The sequence below is a fragment of the Rickettsia endosymbiont of Gonocerus acuteangulatus genome, assembly GCF_964026435.1.
Classification (GTDB): Bacteria; Pseudomonadota; Alphaproteobacteria; order Rickettsiales; family Rickettsiaceae; genus Rickettsia.
In genome coordinates, this window is record NZ_OZ032147.1 from 327,387 (window position 1) to 344,046 (window position 16,660).

Sequence of the window (16,660 nt, forward strand, 5' to 3'; positions counted from 1 at the left end):
CCATGCTAACATTTATAAAATTATGAGTCAATAATTGTTAGATGGTAAGTTAATATTAAAATTAATTAAGCTTTATAAATGTTAGATATACAAACACAAGAATTAATAATTAAGTGGCAAAAATACCTCAGCTTGCAAAAAAATTACTCTAATCATACCCTGATTTCCTATAATAATGATCTTAAACATTTTCTTGAGTTCATAAATTATTATAATTCGGATATCGTCACAATGGATTATATTAAGGCAGCAGATATAAGATTGATGCGAAGTTGGCTTGCTAAAAGAAAATGTGATAATTTTGTTACTTCATCAATTGCCCGTGGTTTATCTGCCATAAAGAATTTTTATAAATTTTTAGAAAAGACGGCTGAATTACATAATCATGTGGTTTTTTCTATTAAATCTCCCAAAAAAAGTAAACTACTGACAAAAGCCTTATCTGAAGAAGAGGTAAATATATCACTTGATCATATTGAAGAATATGGAAATAGTCGGTGGATAGAAGTTAGAAATAAAGCATTACTTGTTCTCATATATGCTTCAGGTTTAAGGATATCTGAAGCGTTATCGATTACAAAGCTTCATTTACAAAATTTAGAATTTATAAAAATAATGGGTAAAGGAGGTAAAGAGAGGGTAATTCCTTGGCTTGCTATTGCTAGAAATTTGATCACAGAATATTTAGAAAAATTACCATATGAATTGAAAGATGATGAACCAATATTTAGAGGGAAGCAAGGTAAGAAATTGCAACCTCCTGTATTTAACCGTGAGTTAATTAAGTTGAAACGGTTTTATGGTTTACCTGAGCATTTAAGTGCTCATTCATTTAGGCATAGTTTTGCCTCGCATTTACTAGAAAATGGGGCAGATTTACGCTCTATTCAAGAGCTGTTAGGACATAAAAGTTTATCAACTACACAAAGCTATACAAAAACAAGTATAAAGCATTTAGAAACGGCATATGTTACCGCACATCCAATCAAAAAATAAAATGTTATTTGATATTAACAATCTACTTGCGTTAATTTTAAGTTATATATTATATTAATTTAAAACCTTAAAGTATAGGTACTAATATGTTTAAAATTACTACATTGCCTGAAGAATATAAGCCGTCTAAAGACGAAGAATATATGTGTATAAATCACTTAGAATATTTTAGGCAAAAACTTTTAAAGTGGAAAAGTTCTTTACTAAGTGAATCTCAAGAAACTTTAAATCATCTAAAAGAAGAAAATTGGAATGAATCAGATCCTAATGATCGTGCTACTACTGAAACAGAAACTGCTTTCGCACTTCGTACTAGAGACAGATATCGTAAGTTATGTGAAAAAATAGAACAAGCATTAAAGCGTATTGAAGACGGTGAATATGGTTATTGTGAAGAAACAGGCGATCCGATAGGTATAAAAAGATTAGAAGCACGACCAATAGCTACATTATGTATTGAAGCACAAATGCGGCATGAAAATTATGAAAAAAATCATTTAGACGAACCGCGGGGGTAAGTAAGTGAAATTGATTAATTATAATGTTACCCCGCGATTTATTCATGGGGTCTAGTTAACTAATCCTAGTTTATTGCAATGATTTCAGTTTGTTTAATACTTCCTGAGCATGTCCTTTAGCGTTGACAGAACGCCAAATATGCCTAACAACACTTTCCTTATCAAGTAAGAAAGTTGCTCTATCTATACCCATATATTTTTTACCAAACATTGATTTTTCTACCCATACCTCATATTGTTCGCATAAATTTGAATTTGCATCTGAAGCTAAATTGAATTCTAAGCAATATTTTTCTTTAAACTTATCATGAGAGTTAAGCTTATCTTTTGAAACTCCAATAATTACTGCGTTAAGCTTATCGAATTCTGGTTTTAACTTATTGAAATCTTGTGCTTCTAAAGTACATCCCGGTGTGTCATCTTTTGGGTAAAAATATAGCACCACAAATTTACCTTTTAAATCAGATAATTTAATTACTTTCTCTTTACCTATATGTAAAGAGAAATCATGAGCTTTTTTCCCTATTTCTAATGTCATAAAATTTCCATATTTAATTATTAAGTTCAGAGGATCTAACATAGCTAATCATCTTATATTAAAATATATATTTTTAAAATTATTTTTTATCATATTGCTTTTTTTATCGGATTATTTATTATGTAAATACAAAATATTTAAGTTTAATTTTTGTTAACTATTTTCAAAAAAATAGTAAGAAATTTGAACTATACAATATAAATAATAACATTAATGATCGGAGAATATCATGAAAAGAATTTTAGTAACATTTGCAACTGCTGCTACATTATTATTAACACCTAATGCTTTTGCTGATGATGCTACAAAAAATGAAACACAAGCACAAGAAGTAGCTCAAGAACAAACAAAAACAATTGCTCAAAAATTAGAAGAACTAAAAGAAAATTTAAAAGATTTAGCAAAAGATGGTAGCGAAAAGTTTAATCAAACTTTAAGTGATACTTATGATCAAATGTCACAAACTATTGCAGAAATAAAAGACGAAAAAGGTAAAGAGTTACAAAAAGCTTTAGATGATACTAATGAAAAAATCGAAGAATATAAAAAAGCTGGTACTAAGCAACAAGAGAAAATGCGTCAAGCTATTATTGATAAATTAGATGCGTTAAATAAAAATATTAATGAACACAAAGAAGAAAAAGCAACATCATAATTAATGTATTTCTAGTTGGACCCCGTGGACAAGCCACGGGGGGTGACAGTGAGAAATAATCCTTACGCAGGAATGGCATAGAAACCAGCTAATTACATATATTTGACTTTAATAAGTTAAGCATGCTATAAGTTAAATTACACTCATATAATTGATTCGTATGCTATGACTATTACTAAAGAAAAAATTGCTTTTATGTTAAACGCTGAATTAGGCTTTTCAAAAAGCTTATGCGAAGAGATAGTTAATGCAGTTTTTTCTAATATTTTAGAGATCGCAAAAGAGCAGAAATTAACTTTAAAGAACTTTGGTAGTTTTGAAGTTAAGCATAAAAATTCTCGTCCTGGAATAAATTTTCATACCAAATCTCAAATCACTATAGAGCCGAAAAATATATTACGTTTTGTCCCATCTTCTAAGTTAAAAGCTTTAATTAATGAAAATGACTAAAAAAAATATTATTCAGCTAGTGAAATAACAAAGCTTTTAAATATTGCTTTATATCAGTTAAGGTATTTAGAAACAAAAATTTTAGGCTTATCTAATTACAAAATAAAAAATAGAAAATATTATACTGCGAATGATTTTGAATTATTTCAAAATCATTTAAATATCGATAAAAATATTCCTAATTTATTTCCAGATGTTAATATTAATGATAAAATAGATATATTACTTATTAATTTCAATAATTTATCCCTCCAAATAAAAAAATCCTTGCTGATAATTTTAAATCGTGTGTATAGTATTACAAATTTAATATTATATTGAAGTAATTATGACTTTAAGAAAAGCTGTAAAACCTGTAATTATAGGTATCTCAAATATTAGATTAACTGATGACGAAAGAAAGTTATTAAAAGACCATTCTCCTTTGGGAATAATTTTGTTTGCAAGAAATATTGAGAAGAATGATAAAGGTGAGCAAAATAAAGAAGTTCTTGCTCAGCTTATCGCTGATATAAAAGAAATATTAGGGGAAAATTCTATTATTGCTATAGATCAAGAGGGTGGTAGAGTACAAAGGCTTACAAAACCAACTTTTTATGATGCCCCTCCTGCTAAAGATTTCGGTGACTTAGCAAAAGATCAAGGGTTAGAAGTGGCAATAGAAAAATGTAAACAAAATTACAGCAATATAGGTAAAGAACTAAAAGCTCTTGGTATTAATTTAGATTTTGCACCGGTAGGCGATATAACCCATAAAGAAGCTCATGATGTTATAGGTAATAGAAGTTTCGGTGCAGAACCTGAAATAGTTATGCCTTTATGTATAGCAGCTTTGGAAGGTTTGCAGCAAGAAAAGGTGCAAGGTTGTATAAAACATTTGCCAGGGCATGGTAGAGCTAAAGCTGATAGCCATAAAGAATTGCCAAAAGTAAGTAATAGTTTAGAAGAGCTAGAAAAAACCGACTTTAAGTTAAGGTGTTTAAAGAACTTACCTCTTTTGATCAAGTGAAGCTTGCTATGACAGCACATATAGTTTATGAGTGCATTGACCCTGATAATCCTGCTACATTATCATCAAAAGTTATTAAATATATTAGAAATGAAATCGGCTATAAAAGTCTTATTATTTCCGATGCAATAGATATGAAAGCTTTAAGCGGTAGTATGGCAGATATTACTACAAATGTATTGAACGCAGGGGTGAATATAGTACTAGAATGTACTGGGAAGTATGAAAATATGGTAGAAGTTTTAGGAAGTGTACAAGAAGTATCGATAGATAAATTTACTGATTTACTATAAACTAACATGTATAAGTTGCTTTAAGGAAACTATTTTATTAATCTAAGTTTAATTTAATTAAACAATATATTGAAAAAACTTGTTTTTAATATTAATATGTTTTTTAATTTTTAGTTAAAGAATTAATTTCAATAGTTTTCTTAATATTTAGGTATGATAGCCTTATAACTTTAGTTTGAAAGCATTATAAGCTATTTACTAAAAATTGAAATTAAGAAATTCTTTTATATTTTATTTAGTAAGTGGGAGAAAAGTGCTTGATTTGCGATATAATTAATATAATTAAAGAGGACTTGCATAAAGCCGACATAGAGAACAAGATATTTATGCGTCTTAAAGAACCTTACTCTGTTCTTAAAAAAATGAAAAGAAAAAAGGTGGCGGTTCATGAATTGAAAGATTTAATTGCATGCAGAATTATTGTTAAGTCTAAGGATCAATGCTATAACACTCTTGATATAATAAAGGATTCCCCACATCTATCATTATTGCACACCAAAGATTATATTTGTAGACCGAAAAATAATGGTTATCAATCTATTCATAGTATAATGCAGCTTCAATACTCTAAACGTAACTTCGAAATACAAATAAGAAGCGAAGAAATGGATAGAGATGCCGAACTTGGTAGAGCAGCCCATTTAAATTATAAAGCAGAACAAGATAAGCATTTGCAAAAAGTTTTTGATATTGCTAATGATACAATATTATATAGAGCTAGACAAATGGTAGAAAGCTTTAAAGGTCTAAAAGAGCAAATTATAGAATATGAAAAAGAAATTATGCGTGTTTGGCATACTAGATATGATGAAATGCTAAAATGGGAAAGTGGTGCTAAGTTATTAATATTTAGCCAAGAATAGATATATACTTCTTTTCTTTCAAAAGTAGTATTAACATACTCCTTTTGAAAGAAGTTTGTAATAATGAGTATTCTAGATGGAAAGCGGTTCCCATCTAGAATACAAATTTAATTTATTTATTAGCAGTATATATCATTATCATTTTTCTCGCAATAACTTTTTCCCATCTCCAAAACCACAAAAAATATCATAAATTTTACCTCTGAAAGCTTTATTAACAACAATAAAGTTTAATAATTTATTAAGTTAAATTTCGTGGTAAAAATATTACATTAGTTAAAACTTTATTAATAAAATATACCGCTTCTTTGTAATTGATTATTACCTATAATATAGTTAATCAGTAGTTTAGAGGAGTTTCTTAACAAGCTTTAGTTCTTTCTGAGTAGAAAATAAGCTTTTTTGTTTAATTCCAAATACTAAATTTTAACTTAAGAAATAGGAAAAAATCATGGCTCAAAAAACAAATTTTCTAAAAAGATTAATTTCAAAAAGGTTGATAAAAACAATTTCTACTGCAGCTTTTATCGCAGCTGCCTCAAGTTCTGCTATGGGTAGCTGGTGTTCAAAAAACTGTTAATGTTCCAACAGCAAGTTTTGGTACTGGAGCAGATTGGCTTCCTGCTGTTGCTGTTGGGAATGGTGATTCCCTTTTATATAGTGCAACAGGCAATACGATAATAGGTAATGTTAATAATACTGTAACTATCAATAATAATGGCATTAACCCCATTTTACAAATAGGAACTGCTACTGCTGGTAATACTGTTGGAGTTGCAGGGGTTGTAGGTAGTAAGCAATTAACTATCATGATGATGAATGAAGCCTCTAATCTTATTTTAGGACCTAATGGAGTTGCTGCTGGAAATTTTGCTGTTGCTGGTGAAGTTGGTAGTTATGTTGGTTTATTAAACATAAATTTTTCTAATACAAATTCTAATGTTTCAATTGAAACAGATGGCTTTACTTCAGATGTTACTTTTATTAGTAGTGGAGGCGTTAATGGTACTATTACCCTTAATGCAAAAGGTGTAACTCTTAATGGTAATATTACGAATCTTAAAGCTATTGATTTAAATAGTAATAACTTAACATTTGGCGGTAATAATATTCAATTATTAGCTAATGGTAGTGCTATAACTTTTAGAGCTAATGAGCAATTAACTCTAACTAGTGCAAGTGATATAGAAATTAATAGTAATATAGCTGTAACTAACGACCAGCAAGGTTCTATAGATGCCAGTGGTTTAGCAAGTGGGCAAGGTTTAGTTATTAAGGGTGATATCGGTAATTATTCAACATCTGTAAGACTTGGACAGTTCAATATTGGTGCATCTGCAACTGATTTTAATGCTGGTAATGCTGCTATTGGTAACTTAATTTTTGGAAATGACGGAATAGCATTATTCGCTCACAATAACTATTTAATAACCAAAACCACAAATGCTAGCGGTCAAGGTACAATAATATTTAGACCTGTAGTTGCTGACAATACAAATCTTGTAGCTGGTACAAATTTGGGTAGTGCAGATAACCCACTTGCAGAAATTAATTTTGCTGCTCCAGCTGGTACTAATACAGATACTATTCTTAACGTTGGTCAAGGTGTTAACTTATATGCTACTAAAATTACCACTGCAGGTGTTGACACTGGTTCCTTTAACTTTAATGGTGGCGGAACAAGTATAGTAAGCGGTACTGTTGGTACAGATGCTAATAAATTTAACAGTATAACATTAACTAATAATACTACTGTTAAATTCACAGATGATGTTATTTCTAATGGTGCTACTACAATTGGTGGCAATTCTACCTTACAAATTGCCAATGATTATATTGCAGATTATATCCAAGGTAATGCTGCGGGTGATACAGGTACATTACAATTGTTAATACTAAGGGTATTCTTGTAACGTTAAAAGGTAATCCTAATCCTGATAATGCTTTAGCAGCATTACAAGTTTCGGGTAGTGCTGATGTAGCTATAGATGGTATCGTAAATGTTAACGGTGAAATCAATCTTGGTGCAAATGTTTTAGGATTTACTGATGGTACTTCGACATGGGGGAATGATACAACTATTTCTACTACTTGGACATCAGATGAAGTTATGGGTAATATCGTTATCAGTGGTGCAGCAGAAGTTAAGGTTGCAGGATTGAAAACCATTAAGGTACAAGATAATGCGAGTATAGACTTTATCGGTACAAGAACCTATACTTTAATCCAAGGTGAGATTAGTGCTGATAATGATGACATTGATCCTAATGTAGTTGGAACTAATCGTTATGTAATTTATGGTTTAAGCGGTGATAATGAAACATTAGTAACACGTACCATTAATATCGATAATATAGAAAATATACTTAATAATGATATTAGCGGTAATGGTAATCCAGTTATACGTCATAACCTTGTAACATTCTTAAATCCAAATAATACTGATAATGCTAAACAAGCATATAACAATATCCTTTTAGCACAGAATACTAATGATGCAGCTATGTCGTTTGCTGCTACTCTTACCGATACAAGTACATCTGTTAATTGAAAATACTATAAGTAAGTAGAACAAAACTTATTTAAAATAATAAGATTTTAAATAGGTAATGATGAACAGAAAATATAGACACTTATCTCGAGAAGAGAGATATGAAATAAAAAGAATGTATGACCTAGGAGTCAGTATTAACAAGATAGCACAACATCTTACGAGGTCTAAAAGCACTATTAGTATGGAGCTAAAAAGAAATAAAGTAAAAGGTAAGTATATGCCTTGTGTTGCTCAGGAACAATATAAAAAAAGGATGCATCAGCAAGAGTTATTAAAAATAGAGAAGTTACCTATTTTGTTAAATTATATCAAAAATGCTATGATTCACAAGAAATGGTCACCGGATGCTATAGCCGGAAAGTTAAAACTGGACAAAAATACAGCTTGTTGTATCAGTACAGAAAGTATATACAAAACTTACGCTATGTTTGGTTCTAAATATCGTAAAGATGGAGAACGCAGCTGTTGTTGCATATAGTCATCTAAAAGCCCTAACTTTATTTGGTAAACCGTTTTACCGATTGTATTTGCAGTCCTTTTGAGAAATGCCCAAACTAAAAATGCCCAACTAATATGATTACGTTGAATACGCTGTTTCCTGCATTGACAACGTTCTATCCCAGTAAGTTGCTTAATTTCTCTGTGCATGCTCTCAATTACCCATCGAAAGCCACACTCATCTTGTGCAGCTTTAGAAGATTTGTGAGTTTTGTTATTGGTAACAACATACTCAACTCTGTTGGTAGAAACAGTAAATTTAAACAAATTAACATGCTTATTTTTAGCAAAGCCTTTTATATGAATCTCTACTCCATGCCTGATCTCTTCATCTGAAAATGTCAACTCTTTTACAGCTTTATAAGGTTTAGAATCATGTGTTTTACTAACGTTTCTATTGGCTTTAATAGGAGCATAATAATCAAAACTTACGCTATGTTTGGTTCTAAATATCGTAAAGATGGAGAACGCAGCTGTTGTTGCATATAGTCATCTAAAAGCCTTAACTTTATTTGGTAAACCGTTTTACCGATTGTATTTGCAGTCCTGTCATTGCTAAAATAAAAGGGACCAGTAAATTGCACGAAAAAGGGACCAGAGAAGTTGGTGTGACCTAATAAGGTTAATGTGCAATATTCACTAGATAATTAAGCAAGTAAATATCTAGTGATACAATGATAAGAATAAATATGTATACAACAATTATCACCCTTTATAAACAAGGCAATAGTCAAAGGAATATTGCCAAACTAACAAGAACAGACCGCAAAACAGTACGAAAAATAATAAACCGCTATGTAGAGGCTGGTACAGAATCCCCAGCAATCTATGAACGATCTTCAGTTTTGGATTTTTGGCACGAAAAAATAATTGAGTTATTAGAAAAAAATCTGAGTTACATAAGAATTTTTGAGGAGTTAAAAAATCAAGGTTATACAAGCAGTTATACTTCTTTGACCCGTTATATCAAAAAATATAAAATTAAGGATAACAGTTGCATTCGTTTTCATACTTTAGCAGGAGAGGAAGCACAAGTAGATTTTGGTGACATAGGCTTACAGTATAATTCTAAAGGGCGTAGAGTTAAAGCATATGTATTTAATATGCGTTTAAGCTATAGTCGCCTTGATTATTATGAAGTAGTGTTTGATCAAAGTTGTCAAACATGGATTCAATGTCATATCAATGCATTTAATTATTTTGCTGGTAGTCCAAAAGTAATAAAACTTGATAATCTTAAAGCTGGAGTAGTAGATGCCAATTTTTATGAGCCAGTATATCAGAAGGAATATAAGTGCTTAGCCGATCATTATGGAATTTTACTTTCTCCTTGTCGAGTGTATCAACCGCAAGAAAAAGGCAAAGTTGAGTCGGGAATAAAATACGTTAAAAATAATTTTTTTGCTGGTCGTAAATTTGATAGATATGAAGAATTAACAAATGGTCTTGCAAATTGGTTAAATAAGGCCAATAGCCGAATACATGGTACTACTAAGAGAATACCTAGAGAACTGTTTGAGCAAGAGGAAAGAAGTAGTTTGATTCCTTTACCATTAGAAACTTTTGATTTGTCATCTTGGCATAATCGAAAAGTAGCAAAAGATTGTCATATTACCATAGATAATAATTATTACTCTGTACCAGCAAAATATATATACAGTGAGGTAATGGTACAATTGTCCCCAAAACTTGTTCAAATATTTTCTATACAAAATGATTTAATAGCAAGACACGTTAGAACAGAGGGCAAGGGGATATTTACCACTAATCCGTCTCATTATGCTAAATACAAACGTCTATGCCCAGGTTTTATAGAATATAGTGAACATTATCAACAACAAATGCAGCAGATAGGGAATAATTGCAGTTTATTATTAGAATCATTACAACAAACAAGAGTGAATGATTGGCAACGTTGTGCACGAGGTATCATTTCTTTACGTAAGGTTTACAATGATGACTTAATAGATAAAGCCTGTCATAGAGCACTACATTATGGTATAAGTTCTTACTCTAAAATTAAGAATATTTTAAATAGTAATGCAGTAAACTTACCATTACCAGAGTTTGGAGGTAATAATGCAGAACTTATTTAATGACCTACGAAGCTTTAGATTATCAGGTATAGTCAATAGTTTAAATGAAAGGATTATTTATGCTCAAAATAATAAACTAGGATTTAAAGAATTTCTATCACTATTATGTGAAGATGAAAAATCTAACCGTAAGGATAATAATTACCGTCGCCGTAAAAGTGCTGCTAAATTGCCGGTAACTAAAAATTTAGAAGACTTTGATTTTAATTTCCAACCAAGTGTTGATGCCAAAGTAATAAGTGATTTATCAACTTGTGATTATATTAATACTAAGGGAAATGTAATATTCATAGGTGATTCAGGAACTGGGAAAACTCATCTTGCCATTGGGCTAGCATTAAAAGCTTTAACACGAGAATACTCTGTATATTTTACTACGGTATCGGATATGCTTTATAATTTACATATTGCAAGAGCAGATAATAGTTATCACAAAAAGGTTAAATTACTCCTATCGTTTGATTTATTAATTCTTGATGAGCTCGGGTTTAAGCAATTGCCAAAACATTCAGTAGAAGACTTTTTTAATATTATTGCTAAACGATATGAAAATAAATCTACCATTATTACCACAAACAAGGATTTTGAAAAATGGAATGAAATATTTGCTGATGAAGTATTAACTCATGCAATTATTGATCGAGTGGTACATCATGCTCATATACTAAACATAAAAGGTAAAAGTTATCGTATTAATAACTATAAATCTGGAGGTAATATGGCATAAAAATTTTTAAATATAGTGGTTCCTTTTTCGTGCAATTTACTGGTCCCTTTTTAATTGACAATGACAATTGCCAAATATAAGGTCTTAAAAACGGCATTATCATTTGGAAAAACCCGTTTATTCTTGGTAACCTTACGTAATTGGCTATTGACAGATTCTACACTATTTGTTGTGTATATTACTTTCCTTATCGCCTCAGGGTATCCTAGAAAAACCATTAAATTTTCCCAATGAACATACCAAGATTTAGCAATTTGTGGATACTGTTTACTCCATTTAGCTTCAAAAGATTCTAAAGCAAGATGTGCTTCTTCCTCTGTGCTAGCAGTATAAATAGGCTTTAAATCTCTTTTGGGTATATTCCCCGCCGCTTGCGGCGTAATATGGCGGAATGAGCAAATATATACATAAAAGTCATAATGTTACGGTACTGCTGTATCACATGGTATTTCCAGCAAAATATCGCCGAGCAGTGTTTGACGTATCAGTTGATCAAGTATTACGAGAAATATGTTTAGAGATAGAAAAGAGATATCAAATAAAATTTTTAGAAATAGGGGTTGATGAAGATCATGTCCATTTTTTGGTACAATCTGTACCAACCTATAGCGTAACAAAAATAGTAACAACAATTAAAAGTGTTACAGCTCGTCAAATATTTAGACAGTGTCCACAGGTAAAGAAACAATTATGGGGTGGAGAATTTTGGACTGATGGATATTTTACGAGTACGGTAGGTAAGCATGGAAATGAGAATATGATAGGAAAATACGTAAAAAACCAAGGCAAGGAATATCAGAAACTGCATGAGGATCATCAGCTAGCTTTCTTCTAAAATACCCCGCTGCTTGCGGCGGGGATTACTTTTATTCAGCCGCTAATTCTTTTCGGTCTTTATATGATACATATTTTAAACTATTTCTAATCTGATGTACAATACATAATTGATGTTCGGTTTTCGGAAAAACTGCCTCTATCGCCTCAGACATACCGGTTAAATTATCACTGCAAGCAATAAGCATGTCTTGCATACCTCTGTTCTTCATCTCAGTAAAATTACCAAGCCAAAATTTTGCTCCTTCATTTTCACTGATCCACAATCCTAAAATATCCTTCCTGCCAGATAAATCAATACCTAATGCTACATATACAGACTTATTGATAATTCGTTTATCTTGACGTACTTTTACTACTAAACAGTCAAAAAATACTATAGCATATACTCGATCCAATGGTCGGCTTTGCCATATCTTGACATCCTCAATTACATCATCAGTAATTTGACTTATCAAACTTTCGCTAACGTCAGCTCCATACAATTCTTGCATTTGAATCTTAATATCAGATAAGCTCATTCCTTTAGCGTATAACGATATTATTTTATCATCAAATCCTTCAATACATCTTTGACGCTTTGGAATTAATGCAGGTTCAAATGTACTACTTCTATCCCTTGGAACCTCAATCTCTATAACTCCATTATTTGTTACTAGATTCTTTACATTCTTACCATTACGAACATTATCACTATCAGTATGACAATATTTATCATATCCTAAGTGATTATTCATCTCTGACTGCAATGCCTTCTCTACAAGCCATTTGGTTAATTGCTTTAATAAACCATCCTCTTTAAGTAATGTTGATATATCTGTATCATTATTTATTAATAAATCTATCGCTTGATTCATTGCTTCATTTTGTTTTTGGCGCATATAATTTCTCCTTTTGTTATATTATATTTTTATATAACCTTTGAGAAATTCCCACACTTATTTGGACAGAGCCTTTTTTCGCAATGACAATTCTTAATCCACGCCACCACGGAGTGGCAACTAACCCACTATCTTATTGCTACCCATAACATTATAGCCGCAATCTACATAATGAATTTCGCCCGTAACACCAGAGGCAAGTTCACTAAATAAATATACAGCAGATCCTGCCACGTCTTGCTGAAGAGTATTGCGTCTTAGCGGAGCAGTTGCCGCATAAGATTTAAGCATAGTATTAAAGTCACCAATAACGCTACCTGAAAGAGTTTTAATAGGACCTGCTGAAATAGCATTTACACGGATATTATTTTCACCCATATCATTTGCTAAATATCTAACACTCGCCTCTAATGCCGCCTTAGCTACGCCCATAACGTTGTAATTTGGTATAACTTTCTCAGCACCGTAATAGCTTAATGTTACTATACTTCCACCATCATTCATTAACTTTTCAGCTTCTCTTGCAAGCTCAACTAAAGAATAGCATGATATATGCAAACTATTATTGAAATTGCTAAGGCTAGTATCTATATAACGTCCTTTAAGTTCATTTCTATCGGAAAAAGCCATGCCGTGCAGTAAGAAGTCAAAACTTCCCCATTTTTCTTTTACTTCAGTAAATAAATTAGTAATTGATTCTGGATTTGTAACATCAAGCTCGCTAACAAAATTGCAACCAACTTCTTCAGCAAGAGGTTTAACTCTTTTTTCTAAGATTTCTGATTGATAAGTAAAGCAAAGCTCAGCACCATGTTTATGAGCAAGCTGTGCTATCGCCCATGATATAGACATATTATTTGCAATACCGGTAATTATACCCCTTTTCCCCTGTAATAATCCTGTAGTCATAATACTCCTGTATAAATATAAAACATCAAGTAGACGAAGTTCAACGTGGAAAAGAGTAATCGGTCTATAAGGCGAGGAACGGAAGCCGTTACTTAATACGTGAGTACCGCAGATCTTATAAGACGACGCAGCCAATTTTTCAAGTTCAACGAGTATACCTAAATATAACTTGCCTGGATGATAGCATGATGTATTATTTTGTAAATAAAATAATTTTGATAAAAAAATGTATAAACCGAAGATTAGCTGTTTATTATTAGGTCTATTAAGCGGCTTAGTTTTTGCTCCAACTTTTCTATTACCTGCATTATTAACCTTATCTTATCTTTGCTATTTGGTACAAAACTCTAAAGATTGGCAAGAGGCAGCAAAGCTTGGATACATATTCGGTTTTGGGCATTTTTTAAGTGGCATATATTGGATTAGCATCGGCGTTAGCGTTTATATATCAGATTTCTGGTGGGCTATTCCTTTCGCATTATTTGGCTTACCTATAATTTTAGCTTTTTTCATATCTGTAAGTTGTGTGTTTAGTTTTTTTGTTAGAAATAACAAATATTATCATTTTATATTTTGCTTATATTGGGTGTTATTTGAGTGGGTAAGATCGTGGATATTTACCGGTCTTCCTTTGAATTTAATAGGTTATGCTTTTTCATTCTCGGATATTTTAATCCAACCTTTAAATATAATTGGAATATATGGGCTTAGTTTTATAGTAATCTATATTTCCACTGCTTTTTATCCATTTTTTACCAAACAGTTTGATCAGTTAAAAGTTTTATTACTGACTTCAAGCATAACCCTAGCCGTGATAATTACTTTCGGCAATATAAGGCTATATAATCATCCTACAAATTTTACTGATATAAAAGTCCGTTTAGTACAACCATCAATCCCTCAAACCGAGAAATGGGATGAGGAAGAATTTTGGCATAATTTAATGCTGCACATTAATTTATCAGAAAATCCACAACCTGTTGACTTAGTTATTTGGTCGGAAGCTGCTTTAGTAGTGCCTTATGAAATACCGGCAGTTAAATCAGAGTTGTTAGGGCTGCTAAATTCGGTAGATGCTACTTTGATTACAGGTGGGATATCCGATAATAAAAAACGAGGAGAGCATTTTGAACTCTATACTGCTATGTATGCTCTTGAAAAAAACGGCAATAAGTTATTTGAATATCATAAATCTCATCTAGTGCCTTTTGGTGAATATATGCCATTTAAAAAAATACTACCTTTTAAAAAGCTAACTCATGGTTTTGTTGATTATACTGAAGGGAATGGCGGACTTGTCTATCTTGACAAATACAACCTAAAAATAAAACCTTTGATTTGCTACGAATCTATTTTCCCTGATTTTGTCCGAACAAATAATGAAACAGCTGATGTAATAATTAACGTTACAAATGATGCATGGTATGGAAAATCTAGCGGACCATATCAACATTTTTATATTAGCAGAAGTAGAGCTGTAGAAAACGGTTTGCCGATGATTAGAGTGGCAAATAATGGTATTTCTGCAATAATAGACCCTCTTGGTAGGGTAATAAAAAAATTAGATTTAAATGAAACAAATTATATTGATGGTTTAATTCCTAAAAAACTAAATTCTCCTACAATTTTTTCGAAATTCGGAAATATTACTATTATACTAATCGTATTTTTTATATTTTTAGTTAACTATTTATTAGATAAAAAGCTTATTAAATCGAGGAGTTAGTTTAATTATATTAAATTTTTAATAAAGTTGCTTGATTAAATACGTGCTATGTGTATAATGTATATTTAAAGTTGAATATACTTTGTAATAACCAATTTTTAATATTAAGCCTATTATTAATTATGAATACAATAAAACACATAGATAAAATCGCAAGTGAACGCTTAAAGCAACGTCGTATTGCAATAGGTCTTAGTCAAAAAGAACTCGGCGAAACCTTAGACATTAGTGCTATTCAAATAAAAAAATATGAAGAGGGAATAAGTACTATACCAGTAAGTAGATTATATGTTTTAGCAAAAATTTTAAATACGCCGTTAAAGCATTTTTTCAACGCTTCTATTTCTGAAGAAGAAAGATTAAATACTGACGATAATATTTTTGATAATGAAATTGAATATTTATCTAACGAAATAGATGAGCATCTTTTAAATAATGTGGCTGAAGAAGACGAAGATTATGCATATGATATTCCTTTTAGTAGAGAAGACTTAACTAGAACTTTAGAGAGAGAAATTTTATCATTAACTAGAGCGTTTACTAAAATATAGCATAAGTCATTAAGGTACTGACAGAGCGAGAGTATCATGTTATAGTAAGCAAATATTAACAAGCATATAAAGAGATATGGCACGAGCATATGCAATAGAACTAAGACTAAGAGTTATAAAAGCTGTAGAAGCAGGGATACGAATAAGTAAGGTAAGTAAATTATTTAATGTAAGTCGTGATACTATATATAAATGGAAAAAATTAAAAGATAAGCAAGGTACTTTAGAAGCAGCAACTGGTTATCAGAAAGGACATAGTCATAAGATAAAAGATTCAGAATCTTTTAAAGAATTTTTTAAAGCTAATATGAATAAAACATCAAAGGAGTTAGCAAAGCAATGGGGTAATATTGCATCTGTAACTACAAAACTTACGCTATGTTTGGTTCTAAATATCGTAAAGATGGAGAACGCAGCTGTTGTTGCATATAGTCATCTAAAAGCCCTAACTTTATTTGGTAAACCGTTTTACCGATTGTATTTGCAGTCCTTTTGAGAAATGCCCAAACTAAAAATGCCCAACTAATATGATTACGTTGAATACGCTGTTTCCTGCATTGAC

At 31.1% G+C, this 16,660-nt stretch carries 23 protein-coding genes and 1 pseudogene; 17 read left to right on the forward strand and 7 right to left on the reverse strand.

Annotated elements, in window-relative coordinates:
* Window positions 1-78: 78 nt before the first annotated feature.
* Window positions 79-996 (forward strand): tyrosine recombinase XerC, encoded by a 918-nt coding sequence (locus AAGD55_RS02015; RefSeq protein ID WP_341791948.1) that lies wholly within the window; start codon window positions 79-81, stop codon window positions 994-996.
* Between the two features lie 86 nt (window positions 997-1,082).
* Window positions 1,083-1,514 carry an RNA polymerase-binding protein DksA gene (dksA, locus tag AAGD55_RS02020; protein ID WP_341791949.1) on the forward strand — a complete coding sequence of 144 codons (432 nt, stop codon included), beginning with the start codon at window positions 1,083-1,085 and terminating at the stop codon, window positions 1,512-1,514.
* 70 nt (window positions 1,515-1,584) lie between these two features.
* Here dksA and bcp read toward each other — a convergent pair whose 3' ends face one another.
* Complete coding sequence (bcp, locus tag AAGD55_RS02025) at window positions 1,585-2,052, reverse strand: thioredoxin-dependent thiol peroxidase (protein ID WP_341791950.1); 468 nt, start codon at window positions 2,050-2,052, stop codon at window positions 1,585-1,587.
* Window positions 2,053-2,281: 229 nt separating this feature from the next.
* Here bcp and AAGD55_RS02030 point away from each other — a divergent pair, with 229 nt between their 5' ends.
* From AAGD55_RS02030 to AAGD55_RS02055, 6 genes and pseudogenes are all read left to right on the forward strand, one after another.
* Complete coding sequence (locus AAGD55_RS02030) at window positions 2,282-2,707, forward strand: hypothetical protein (RefSeq protein ID WP_341791951.1); 426 nt, start codon at window positions 2,282-2,284, stop codon at window positions 2,705-2,707.
* A 165-nt stretch (window positions 2,708-2,872) separates the two neighbouring features.
* A complete protein-coding gene (locus AAGD55_RS02035) occupies window positions 2,873-3,157 on the forward strand; it encodes an HU family DNA-binding protein (protein ID WP_341791952.1) in 285 nt (94 codons plus the stop codon).
* Between the two features lie 24 nt (window positions 3,158-3,181).
* Entirely contained in the window at window positions 3,182-3,478 is a 297-nt protein-coding gene (locus AAGD55_RS02040; RefSeq protein WP_341792496.1) for a hypothetical protein, read from the forward strand.
* A gap of 7 nt (window positions 3,479-3,485) precedes the next feature.
* Window positions 3,486-4,459, forward strand: a pseudogene (gene nagZ, locus AAGD55_RS02045) (beta-N-acetylhexosaminidase).
* A gap of 257 nt (window positions 4,460-4,716) precedes the next feature.
* Window positions 4,717-5,322 (forward strand): bifunctional (p)ppGpp synthetase/guanosine-3',5'-bis(diphosphate) 3'-pyrophosphohydrolase, encoded by a 606-nt coding sequence (locus AAGD55_RS02050; RefSeq protein ID WP_341791953.1) that lies wholly within the window; start codon window positions 4,717-4,719, stop codon window positions 5,320-5,322.
* A gap of 451 nt (window positions 5,323-5,773) precedes the next feature.
* Entirely contained in the window at window positions 5,774-5,902 is a 129-nt protein-coding gene (locus AAGD55_RS02055) for a hypothetical protein (protein ID WP_341791954.1), read from the forward strand.
* Here AAGD55_RS02055 and AAGD55_RS02060 read toward each other — a convergent pair.
* Entirely contained in the window at window positions 5,888-6,133 is a 246-nt protein-coding gene (locus tag AAGD55_RS02060; RefSeq protein WP_341791955.1) for a hypothetical protein, read from the reverse strand. The two genes, AAGD55_RS02055 and AAGD55_RS02060, sit on opposite strands and share 15 nt — an antisense overlap.
* Before the next feature lies 1 nt (window position 6,134).
* On the opposite strand from AAGD55_RS02060, the gene AAGD55_RS02065 reads away from it, so the two are divergent.
* The 3 genes from AAGD55_RS02065 to AAGD55_RS02075 all read left to right on the forward strand — a co-directional run bounded on the left by AAGD55_RS02065 (window position 6,135) and on the right by AAGD55_RS02075 (window position 8,354).
* Complete coding sequence (locus tag AAGD55_RS02065) at window positions 6,135-7,235, forward strand: hypothetical protein (protein ID WP_341791956.1); 1,101 nt, start codon at window positions 6,135-6,137, stop codon at window positions 7,233-7,235.
* Window positions 7,236-7,336: 101 nt separating this feature from the next.
* Window positions 7,337-7,873 (forward strand): hypothetical protein, encoded by a 537-nt coding sequence (locus AAGD55_RS02070; protein WP_410526124.1) that lies wholly within the window; start codon window positions 7,337-7,339, stop codon window positions 7,871-7,873.
* Between the two features lie 58 nt (window positions 7,874-7,931).
* On the forward strand, window positions 7,932-8,354 hold the full coding sequence (locus AAGD55_RS02075; protein ID WP_341791958.1) for a helix-turn-helix domain-containing protein: 423 nt from the start codon (window positions 7,932-7,934) through the stop codon (window positions 8,352-8,354).
* On the opposite strand, the gene AAGD55_RS02080 is transcribed toward AAGD55_RS02075, so the two are convergent.
* Both AAGD55_RS02080 and AAGD55_RS02085 read right to left on the reverse strand, forming a co-directional pair.
* Window positions 8,294-8,836: a transposase gene (locus tag AAGD55_RS02080; protein WP_341792497.1), complete on the reverse strand. Its 543-nt coding sequence runs from the start codon at window positions 8,834-8,836 to the stop codon at window positions 8,294-8,296. The two genes, AAGD55_RS02075 and AAGD55_RS02080, sit on opposite strands and share 61 nt — an antisense overlap.
* Entirely contained in the window at window positions 8,803-8,958 is a 156-nt protein-coding gene (locus AAGD55_RS02085) for a hypothetical protein (protein ID WP_341791959.1), read from the reverse strand. The genes AAGD55_RS02080 and AAGD55_RS02085 overlap by 34 nt, the downstream gene beginning before the upstream one ends.
* A gap of 105 nt (window positions 8,959-9,063) precedes the next feature.
* Here AAGD55_RS02085 and istA point away from each other — a divergent pair, with 105 nt between their 5' ends.
* Window positions 9,064-10,470, forward strand: a complete 1,407-nt coding sequence (istA, locus tag AAGD55_RS02090; RefSeq protein ID WP_341790850.1) for an IS21 family transposase — start codon at window positions 9,064-9,066, stop codon at window positions 10,468-10,470.
* On the forward strand, window positions 10,454-11,197 hold the full coding sequence (gene istB, locus AAGD55_RS02095; protein WP_341790851.1) for an IS21-like element helper ATPase IstB: 744 nt from the start codon (window positions 10,454-10,456) through the stop codon (window positions 11,195-11,197). Before istA ends, istB begins: the two co-directional genes overlap by 17 nt.
* A gap of 50 nt (window positions 11,198-11,247) precedes the next feature.
* Here istB and AAGD55_RS02100 read toward each other — a convergent pair whose 3' ends face one another.
* Complete coding sequence (locus AAGD55_RS02100; RefSeq protein WP_341792498.1) at window positions 11,248-11,598, reverse strand: transposase; 351 nt, start codon at window positions 11,596-11,598, stop codon at window positions 11,248-11,250.
* On the opposite strand from AAGD55_RS02100, the gene tnpA reads away from it, so the two are divergent.
* Window positions 11,589-12,032 carry an IS200/IS605 family transposase gene (tnpA, locus tag AAGD55_RS02105; protein ID WP_341790826.1) on the forward strand — a complete coding sequence of 148 codons (444 nt, stop codon included), beginning with the start codon at window positions 11,589-11,591 and terminating at the stop codon, window positions 12,030-12,032. The two genes, AAGD55_RS02100 and tnpA, sit on opposite strands and share 10 nt — an antisense overlap.
* A 31-nt stretch (window positions 12,033-12,063) precedes the next feature.
* On the opposite strand, the gene AAGD55_RS02110 is transcribed toward tnpA, so the two are convergent.
* Entirely contained in the window at window positions 12,064-12,912 is an 849-nt protein-coding gene (locus tag AAGD55_RS02110; protein WP_341791960.1) for an IS256 family transposase, read from the reverse strand.
* A gap of 120 nt (window positions 12,913-13,032) precedes the next feature.
* Window positions 13,033-13,821, reverse strand: a complete 789-nt coding sequence (fabI, locus tag AAGD55_RS02115; RefSeq protein ID WP_341791961.1) for an enoyl-ACP reductase FabI — start codon at window positions 13,819-13,821, stop codon at window positions 13,033-13,035.
* A 226-nt stretch (window positions 13,822-14,047) separates the two neighbouring features.
* On the opposite strand from fabI, the gene lnt reads away from it, so the two are divergent.
* The 3 genes from lnt (at window position 14,048) to AAGD55_RS02130 (ending at window position 16,594) form a co-directional block, all read left to right on the forward strand.
* Window positions 14,048-15,547, forward strand: a complete 1,500-nt coding sequence (gene lnt / locus AAGD55_RS02120; RefSeq protein ID WP_341791962.1) for an apolipoprotein N-acyltransferase — start codon at window positions 14,048-14,050, stop codon at window positions 15,545-15,547.
* 122 nt (window positions 15,548-15,669) lie between these two features.
* Window positions 15,670-16,098 (forward strand): helix-turn-helix transcriptional regulator, encoded by a 429-nt coding sequence (locus AAGD55_RS02125; RefSeq protein WP_341791963.1) that lies wholly within the window; start codon window positions 15,670-15,672, stop codon window positions 16,096-16,098.
* A 76-nt stretch (window positions 16,099-16,174) separates the two neighbouring features.
* Entirely contained in the window at window positions 16,175-16,594 is a 420-nt protein-coding gene (locus AAGD55_RS02130) for an IS630 transposase-related protein (RefSeq protein WP_341791964.1), read from the forward strand.
* Window positions 16,595-16,660: the final 66 nt, after the last annotated feature.

Bases quoted from the DNA above. Each gene is read 5' to 3' on its own strand.
- AAGD55_RS02030 (WP_341791951.1), top strand. From the start codon at position 2,282: ATGAAAAGAATTTTAGTAACATTTGCAACTGCTGCTACATTATTATTA.
- istA (WP_341790850.1), top strand. From the start codon at position 9,064: ATGTATACAACAATTATCACCCTTTATAAACAAGGCAATAGTCAAAGG.
- dksA (WP_341791949.1), top strand. From the start codon at position 1,083: ATGTTTAAAATTACTACATTGCCTGAAGAATATAAGCCGTCTAAAGAC.
- AAGD55_RS02055 (WP_341791954.1), top strand. From the start codon at position 5,774: ATGGCTCAAAAAACAAATTTTCTAAAAAGATTAATTTCAAAAAGGTTG.
- AAGD55_RS02060 (WP_341791955.1), bottom strand. From the start codon at position 6,133: ATGATAGTTAATTGCTTACTACCTACAACCCCTGCAACTCCAACAGTA.
- AAGD55_RS02110 (WP_341791960.1), bottom strand. From the start codon at position 12,912: ATGCGCCAAAAACAAAATGAAGCAATGAATCAAGCGATAGATTTATTA.
- fabI (WP_341791961.1), bottom strand. From the start codon at position 13,821: ATGACTACAGGATTATTACAGGGGAAAAGGGGTATAATTACCGGTATT.
- bcp (WP_341791950.1), bottom strand. From the start codon at position 2,052: ATGACATTAGAAATAGGGAAAAAAGCTCATGATTTCTCTTTACATATA.
- AAGD55_RS02065 (WP_341791956.1), top strand. From the start codon at position 6,135: ATGATGAATGAAGCCTCTAATCTTATTTTAGGACCTAATGGAGTTGCT.
- AAGD55_RS02130 (WP_341791964.1), top strand. From the start codon at position 16,175: ATGGCACGAGCATATGCAATAGAACTAAGACTAAGAGTTATAAAAGCT.
- lnt (WP_341791962.1), top strand. From the start codon at position 14,048: ATGTATAAACCGAAGATTAGCTGTTTATTATTAGGTCTATTAAGCGGC.
- AAGD55_RS02015 (WP_341791948.1), top strand. From the start codon at position 79: ATGTTAGATATACAAACACAAGAATTAATAATTAAGTGGCAAAAATAC.
- istB (WP_341790851.1), top strand. From the start codon at position 10,454: ATGCAGAACTTATTTAATGACCTACGAAGCTTTAGATTATCAGGTATA.
- AAGD55_RS02075 (WP_341791958.1), top strand. From the start codon at position 7,932: ATGATGAACAGAAAATATAGACACTTATCTCGAGAAGAGAGATATGAA.
- AAGD55_RS02125 (WP_341791963.1), top strand. From the start codon at position 15,670: ATGAATACAATAAAACACATAGATAAAATCGCAAGTGAACGCTTAAAG.
- tnpA (WP_341790826.1), top strand. From the start codon at position 11,589: ATGAGCAAATATATACATAAAAGTCATAATGTTACGGTACTGCTGTAT.
- AAGD55_RS02035 (WP_341791952.1), top strand. From the start codon at position 2,873: ATGACTATTACTAAAGAAAAAATTGCTTTTATGTTAAACGCTGAATTA.